Here is a 7,689-nt window from a genome sequence, read left to right as displayed (position 1 = left end):
TCTTCATCGGTACGTCCTGGGCGATCACTTTCTAGGTCTGCGGTTGGCGCTTTATTAATTAATAAGGGAGAGGCGCCTAATGCCGCACCCAACGCACGTACTTGCCGTTTTGATAAGCCAAACAGCGGAGCTAAATCGCAGGCACCATCACCAAACTTAGTGTAAAAACCGGTAATGTTCTCTGCACTGTGATCGGTGCCCACCACTAAGCCATGGCAAAATGCAGCCGCCTCATATTGGGCAATCATGCGCTGCCGTGCTTTTACATTGCCTTTAATAAAGTCAATTTTATCTTGCGCTGGCAAGGCATTACTATTACCGACAATGGCGGCTATGGTTTGTTGATGTAGCGCATCGGTTGCCGGCTGGATATTTACCGTCATACGGCTGCTTGGTTGAATAAAATCAACCGCCAGTTGTGCATCACTTTCATCGGCCTGCACACCATAAGGTAAGCGCATAGCAATAAACTGGTAATCTATACTGCTTTGTTCTTGGTTAAGTTCATTCACCGCAAGTTGGCACAAGCGTCCACACACAGAGGAGTCAACGCCACCACTTATGCCCAACACTAATGACTTGGCATGCGCTGCAACTAAGCGCGATTTAATAAAGTTAACTCGTCGGGTTATTTCAACTGTTACATCAATAGTTGGCTGAACTTTCATTTCAGCCATAATCTCGGCGCGCATGGCCAGCTCCTTACGGTTTAAATTGTTTATTCACAACAGCCTATTATCAGATTTAACCACGTTTAATTAAAGCCCTAAGTGGGCTTTTATCTTGCGTAACTCTGCTTTTAATTCATCTATTTCACTCAGTAGCTCATTAAGTTCTTCTTGATGAAGTTCATCGTTATTGAGCTCAGTAGCACTATCGGCTGTTGCACTGTGTGGCGCGCTAAATAAATGCAGATAGCGGCTATCACGTTTTCCGGGTTCGCGCGGCAGCTTAGTGACGTACTGCAGTTCAAGCAGTTTAACTAGCGCGCGCTCAACATCGTCGACATTGTCAAAATGGGCTAAACGACTACAGCGCGTCCTCAGCTCTCCGGCAGTTTGCGCGCCACGTAGCAGTAGCAGACAAATAATAGCCCGTTGCTGAGGATCAAATTGCAACGTACTAAATTCAGTATTACAAAAGCGGTGCTGGTATTTATTGACTCGCCCAGAGAGCCCCTCATCGAGTGTGACTAAGCGCTGGGCAATTAATTCATCAAGGGTGTTTTGTACCTCGCTTTCGCTTAGCGTTAAGACTGGCGCACGATTAGATTTTTGATTACAAGCGTGGGTAAGCGCATTTAACGATAACGGGTAATGTTCTGGGGTGGTTGTTTGTTTTTCCAATAAACAACCAATAATACGTTGTTGCTTTGCTGATAATTGCATCACTCACCTCACCTGATAAACTCTATTTTTTAGCTTACACTGTTATGCGCTGCCAAGCCATTGCTCAAGCTTAGGCTGCAGTGCACTAAAATCTAGTGGCTTGCTTAGATAGTCATTCATTCCTGCGGCCAGACATTTATCGCGATCCCCCTGCATCGCGTTGGCCGTTAACGCAATAATGGCTATATGTTGGTAATGCTTGCCCGCTTCGCCGTTTCTAATCGCTTGGGTTGCTTGATAGCCATCCATTTCCGGCATTTGGCAGTCCATTAACACTAATTGATAGCGGTTGTCCGCTTGTGCACTGAGCTTTTCTAGCGCTTCTCGGCCGTTCTCGGCAATATCAAATGCTAAGCCGGCTTGGGTAAGTAACGCACCGGCCACCACTTGATTAATTTTATTATCTTCCACTAATAACACTTGCGCCGAGGGAGTGGCTACTTTCACTTTATGGGTGAGTTTATTTTCTAATTGCGCTTGTTGATGTTGCTGCTCTATGTATTTGTCATTCGCCAGTGAGTCAAATAAATCAGAAGGGGTAAGGGGTTTAAAAATCATCGAGTCGATTGTTAAGCTCAGGCTAGAGTTACTTTTTAAGTAGCTCATTGGGGCCATAATGATGAGTTTGCTAGCCGCTAAGTGCTGTTTAATGGCAATGATCTGCGAGGGGGGCGCGTGCTCAAAAAAGTAATAATCTATCACCATCGCATCGGGCGCTTTATCGACCTGCTTAAAATACTCAGCAACCGTATTATAGTCGGTTAAGGTATCGGCATGTGCGCCCCAAATGGTGAGTTGTTTTTTGGCGATACTGGCATTTAACACACAGTCGTCTATTACTAAAATACGCTTGCCTTTGATTAAGTGGCTGGGTAAGTCTTGCTGTTTACTGAGTTTAGGTTGTACTTTTATGGAAAACGAAAACGTACTGCCTGCGTTCACCATACTGGTAACGCTTACCTCACCGTGCATTAATTCACACAGTTGTTGTACGATGGCAAGCCCTAAACCTGTGCCACCATATTGACGTGTGGTAGACGCGTCGGCCTGAGTGAATGAGTCAAACAACGAATCTAGTTTGTCGGTAGCAATGCCAATACCGGTGTCGATAATAGAGCACTCTAAAAAGGTACCTTCGGTGGTTTCGGTTAAGGTTGCGGTAATCACTATTTTGCCATCAAAGGTAAACTTAACCGCATTACTAATTAAGTTATTGAGGATTTGCCGTAGCCGGTTCGGGTCGCTGACTATTTCACTAATATTAATTTGCGTGGCATCTAAAATGAGCTTGGTATTGTTTTGCTCTGCTTTAAGAGCAAACGATTCAACCACCTCACCTAATAATCGGGGCAGGTTAAATTGCACACTTTCAATACTTAATTTGCGTGCCTCAATTTTAGAAAAATCTAAAATATCGTTAATAATATTTAGTAACGATTGGGCCGATGACTGGGCGAGTTCTATATGGTGTAATTGCTGCTGATCTAATTGGGTATTTTTGATTATATTAAGCATTCCCAGTACGCCGTTCATTGGCGTGCGAATTTCATGACTCATACTGGCTAAAAACTGACTTTTAGCTTTCACCGCTTGCTCAGCGGCTTCTTTGGCAGTGACTAACTGCTGCTCAGTTTCGATACGGTGCTGACTGGAGTGTAAACTACCTACCAAGGCCGCAACGGCAATTAAAAAGCTTTCCTCGTTATATGACCATGCACGGGTTTCATCGTATTGTTCGACGCACACCACACCGATAGTGCCGCTGCCCGCAGGAATAACCACGCATAACATGGCATTAATACGTAAAGGACACAGGTAATATTGCTTCAGTGGGGTTAGCATTGGATGCTGTTGCGCATCTGGCGCACTAAATACAGCCTTGCGTTCTACGGCATCAAAAAAGTCCGGAATATCCTTTTTTAGCCACACGGCATTTTTATTGCCGACACTGCCATTAATATCATAAGACGCAATTGGACTCAGTTGGTTTTTTTTGTCGTTAAACAGCCAAATGCTGGCTTGGCCTACGTTGAGCGCTTGACAAACTACTTGCGTAATTAAGTCTTTAGATTGGTTAAGTTGCCCACTAAGCACCAGATCGTTCACCGTTAGTGAGGCGAGGGCTTCGTTATAAATAGCTATTTTATTATTTTCTAGCTCTATTTTTTTGCGGCTATCAATATTTTGCAATGAGCCAAATATTTTTAGGCAGCGACCATTTTTATGCTCAGTTTCGGTGTGGATAAACACCCAAACAGCGTGTCCGTGCGCATCAATTATTTCAAGTTCAACTTCAAAGCTTTCACCAAACTTAATCGCTCTTTGTATTAATTTAGCTGCGGTTTCTCTACTTTTACCGGCTTTAAAATGACTTAAATCATGCGACCACACAGGCTGTTGGTCGAGGGGGTATTTAAAGATTTTTTTGGTCATATCAGACCAATTCATTTGTTTGCTTTGTAAATCAAATGACCAAGCACCGATTTGTGCCAAATCGCTCATGGTTTCCAACATTTTTTCATTTTTTTGTTGTCGGTTAAGCATTTTTAAAAAGAAAAAGAAAGCGCAAATAAGCAGTCCGCAAATAATAATAATGGCAATCCGCAGTGGCCAAAAAGCGGCACCATTGGGAGCCCAGCCTGTTTTAGGGGCCACATACAACTGCCAACTACCCCCTTGAAAATTAAGGGTAAATTCAAGCGGGGACTGTTGCTTTATGTTTGGGTTTCCATAAAAAAACTCCCCTTTTTTGCCAAGGCCATTACGCCCTTGAATAGCCACGTTATAGTCTTTTTCAAGTTGGTAAATACCAGAGTTGTTATATACTTTTTCAATATCTAACACCACAGACAATAACCCCCAAAAGCGATTGTCGGGAGGGGTGTAAACCGGTACTCTGGCTATCAGCGCGGTACCGCCTTGTACTAAAGTAAGCGGACCTGCCATAATAATGCTATTGGTATCGCGGGCTTTAACTGCATCATGACGTTGGTTTTTGTTTTCTAAATAATTAAGGCCGAGCGAACCTTCATTACCCTCGAGGGGGTAGATCATTTCCAGCAGCATATTGGGCGCGCCACCAATATGGCGTAGTTCGTTTGAGGTGTTAAATAATGGCGCCGCTATTTGGCTAAAACGCGCTTGATCTATATTAGGCTCAGCTGCCACCGCCACCGCCAAACCACGCACCAGTTGTATATTCGATACCATAGTCGCTTCAAGCTGCGCTCGGTAGGTACTTACCTCAGACAACACGCGTAACCGGTATGCGTCTGCAGCTCGATTATAATTTACGCGATCCAGCAGCATACTTACTAACACAATCAGTGTTAACGACAACCAAAAGGTCAGCTTAAAATTGTGAGCTTTATGAGAGTTCTTATTATTATTTTTTGGTTTCGACATTCGCGCAGTGTGTTTTTAAATTAGACAACATCCACTATAGCTAACTTTTTCGGCAAATAAAAACGGCGCAGTAATAAATGCGCCGTTTTATAAGTATAATTAATAACTTGCCTAATTATGAATCGCTAACTTCACGCGCCCAATGTTGTTGTTTAGCTACATGCAGCTTGCGGTAGCCATCGAGTAACGCCGCATGCTTTTTAAAGCCCTGCAGTGATAAGCCAGGGAAGGTTAAACCATTAAACAAGGTGCGGCCCTCAGCGATTTCAATTGCCAGTGTCACATTGTTGCTACCAAACATTAAGCCTAAGGCATCTTGGTAGTCGGCGTATTGGCGTTCGTCATCGTATTTAATTTCTAAAATAGCTTTTAAACAGCGGAAATGACGCATTGCGTCTTCACTGACTTGGCCGGTGTGCAGGATCCAATCTACCCAGTCGATGGCTTCTTCGCTACCCGCGGCTAAACAAAGGTGCGCTTTGAGCTCACCAATGCGCAGTGTATGCCATGGTGTGTCGGCATCGGTGACTACACCAATAAATTCAGCAACCCGAATAATATCGCTATGGCCTGCTTCTTCTAGGGTGTCGTAAATTTCCATCCATTGCTCAGCGCCATACTGATCGAGTGATAAAAATGTTTCACGGAACTTCGCGCCTTCGTTATTGTTACGCCAAATAAGCTCGTCAACCGGGTAAATATCAGACATGCCCGGGACTAAAATACGACAGGCATACACGTTTAAGTGTGTGTAATCCATAATGTAAATGTCGTGACCCATGCTATGGATTAAGTCGGTACAAAAATTATATTCTTGCTCAGTTGAGCCACTGAAATCCCAGTGTACAAATTCAAAGTCGGCTTCTGCACGGAAGAAGTCATGTGAAATTAAACCGCTTGAGTCAATAAAGTGTAGTTCGGTATTTTCCGGTGAGGCTACTTCGTCATTATCGAAGGTAGCAGGTTGGAATACATTAAGCTGATCTAAGCGACGACCTTGTAGTAACTCGGTTACAGTTCGCTCAAGCGCGACTTCAAATGATGGGTGGGCACCAAAAGAGGCAAATACAGAACCATCGGCAGGGTGGATCAAGGTCACACTCATTACCGGGTATTTACCGCCTAATGATGCGTCGGCAATACGTAAATGAAAGCCGTGGCTACGGAGTTCTTCACACGCTTGATGAATTTTAGGGTACTGCTTAACCACCTCTTCCGGCACGATAGGTAAACATAAACCTTCGGTGATAATACGGTTTTTAATCGCGCGTTCAAATACTTCCGATAAGCCTTGCACGCGAGCTTCGTATTTAGTGTTGCCGGCGCTCATGCCGTTAGACACAAAAATATTTCCGATCACGTTAACCGGAATATAAATATCTTGGTTGTCGCGTTGGCGAGTATAAGGCACAGTACAAATACCGCGTTGGGTATTTCCCGAGTTAAAATCATATAGATGTGATGCGGTTAACTCGCGCTCTGGATCAAAGTAATCCCATAAGCTTTCATCCATAATACCCGCTGGAATTTCTTCATCGGTGACGGTAAACCATTTTTCGTTAGGGTAATGGGTAAACTCAGCATGAGCGAACTCTTCACCTAAGTAAAAGTCGGCAAAAAAATAGTTACAGCTTAAACGCTCAAAGTATTCGCCTAATGCAGAAGCAAGCGATGCTTTATCGGTTGCACCTTTACCATTGGTAAACATAACGCCGCAGTCTTGGTCGCGAATATGCACTGAATAACAGTTAGCTACAGGATTAAGCCAAAGCGCCTCTTCAATATTAATATTCAGGGTTTTCAGCTTGTTTTGCATGGTAGAGATTGACGACTCTAGGTCGCGGTCTTTACCTTTGATAAATGTTTTTTCAGTCATATTGCTCTCAACTAGGTATGCACAATGTGTGTAACGGCCATTATCGTGGATTTTGTTGTTTATTTCATCCTTTGCAGTACAGAAGATAGCTTTTTAATAGAACGAAAATGAATATAGGGCAAAGTTTGTTGATTGTTGAGGATTAAAATTTGTTCAATTCAGCGGCTGTTTAATCGCGGCGCAAGGTGAATCATGGCTTAGTGAGCTAAGCTAGTCAGTATTACGGGTGAAATTAACGTTGACGGCAGGTGAATATTCAATGAAACAACTAATATCGATAGCAATAGGCTGGTTACTCCTAACCACGCTAAGTTACGCAAAAGACAGTATTATTAACACGCAGCAGTTAAGCGAGCATGTTTATCTGCTTTATGGTCAAGGTGGTAACATAGCGGTCAGTGTGGGTGATGATGGCATTTATATTATTGATGACCAATTTGCTAAGTTGTCCAACGAAATAAAGCAAAGCATTAGTGAGTTACGCCCCGGTAGTGCAGAGTTTGTTATTAACACCCATCATCATGGCGATCATACCGGCGGCAACGAAAACTTTGCCAACGCGGGGGCGCATGTTATTGCGCACCATAATGTGCATAAACGCTTAGTCGCCAAGCATGGCGCCGCTTCAGGCTTTGTGCCACGCATTAGTTTTAGCCAAGATTTAACCTTGCACTTTAATAATCAACAAGCGCATGTTGTGCATTATGCCAACGCCCATACTGATGGTGATGCGGTGATCTTTTTTAACCAAGATAACATAGTGCACATGGGCGATATTTATTTTAATTTAGGGAGTTTACCCTTTGTTGATGTGGACAGCGGTGGTAGCGTGGCCGGTGTTTTAGCTGCGCTTGATGATGTGCTGCGCAAAATTGATGCTAACACCCAAGTGATCCCCGGACATGGGCCGCTCACTGATCGTGCGGGGTTGTTAGCGTATGCTAAGCTGGTGCAAAAAGCCAAAGCTGTTATGCTAAAGGCGATGCAAAATGAGGCCAGTTTAGCGCAGCTATTAGCCGC

The 7,689-nt window shown here is 43.8% G+C and carries 6 protein-coding genes; 2 read left to right on the top strand and 4 right to left on the bottom strand.

Annotated elements, in window-relative coordinates; genetic code table 11:
* The 3 genes from nadE to ABYB02_RS12290 all read right to left on the bottom strand — a co-directional run.
* Nucleotides 1–692, bottom strand: a 692-nt coding sequence (gene nadE / locus ABYB02_RS12300) for an ammonia-dependent NAD(+) synthetase (protein WP_372762736.1), incomplete at its 3' end; no start/stop codon positions are given.
* Between the two features lie 66 nt (nt 693–758).
* Nucleotides 759–1,388: a YceH family protein gene (locus tag ABYB02_RS12295; RefSeq protein ID WP_372762739.1), complete on the bottom strand. Its 630-nt coding sequence runs from the start codon at nt 1,386–1,388 to the stop codon at nt 759–761.
* A 42-nt stretch (nt 1,389–1,430) separates the two neighbouring features.
* Complete coding sequence (locus tag ABYB02_RS12290) at nt 1,431–4,697, bottom strand: ATP-binding protein (RefSeq protein WP_372762738.1); 3,267 nt, start codon at nt 4,695–4,697, stop codon at nt 1,431–1,433.
* A 51-nt stretch (nt 4,698–4,748) separates the two neighbouring features.
* Here ABYB02_RS12290 and ABYB02_RS12285 point away from each other — a divergent pair, with 51 nt between their 5' ends.
* Entirely contained in the window at nt 4,749–4,817 is a 69-nt protein-coding gene (locus tag ABYB02_RS12285) for a hypothetical protein (RefSeq protein ID WP_372762737.1), read from the top strand.
* A gap of 91 nt (nt 4,818–4,908) precedes the next feature.
* Here the strand turns inward: ABYB02_RS12285 and ycaO are convergent, their stop codons facing one another.
* Complete coding sequence (ycaO, locus tag ABYB02_RS12280; RefSeq protein WP_372762735.1) at nt 4,909–6,669, bottom strand: 30S ribosomal protein S12 methylthiotransferase accessory factor YcaO; 1,761 nt, start codon at nt 6,667–6,669, stop codon at nt 4,909–4,911.
* A 259-nt stretch (nt 6,670–6,928) separates the two neighbouring features.
* Between ycaO and ABYB02_RS12275 the strand changes: the two genes are divergently transcribed.
* On the top strand, nt 6,929–7,689 hold a 761-nt coding region (locus ABYB02_RS12275), incomplete at its 3' end, for an MBL fold metallo-hydrolase (RefSeq protein WP_372762734.1).

Origin of the sequence: Pseudoalteromonas sp. (genome assembly GCF_041613455.1) — a bacterium.
Lineage (GTDB): Bacteria > Pseudomonadota > Gammaproteobacteria > Enterobacterales > Alteromonadaceae > Pseudoalteromonas.
This window is presented reverse-complemented; position numbering and strand designations above follow the sequence as displayed.